Origin of the sequence: Algoriphagus aestuariicola (assembly GCF_017254835.1) — a bacterium.
GTDB lineage: Bacteria > Bacteroidota > Bacteroidia > Cytophagales > Cyclobacteriaceae > Algoriphagus > Algoriphagus aestuariicola.
Map to the genome: position 1 here is coordinate 1 of NZ_JAFKCW010000074.1, position 285 is coordinate 285.

At 67.4% G+C, this 285-nt stretch carries 1 protein-coding gene; it reads right to left on the reverse strand.

Translation table 11 applies throughout. From position 1 onward, the window contains the following. On the reverse strand, positions 1 to 285 hold a 285-nt coding region (locus J0A67_RS22885; protein ID WP_206571703.1), incomplete at both ends, for an ABC transporter permease.

Below are 285 nucleotides of genomic sequence, written 5' to 3' on the forward strand. Positions count from 1 at the left end.
TGATGCACAGCACCAGGATCGCCAGCGCAATCCCCGGATAGAGCACGGTCCACGGCGCCAGTTCCATCGCCGTCCGGTTCTCGCTCAGCATCGACCCGAGCGACGGCGTCGGTGGGACGGCTCCAAGGCCGTGGTAGCTGAGGGCCGCCTCCATGGTCACCGCGCCGGACATGCTCAGGGCCAGTTGGACGAGGATCGGCGCGGCCACGTTCGGCAGGACGTGCCGAAAGAGGATCTTCGACGTCTTCGCGCCGGACGCCTGCGCCGCGTGGACGTATTCGATCT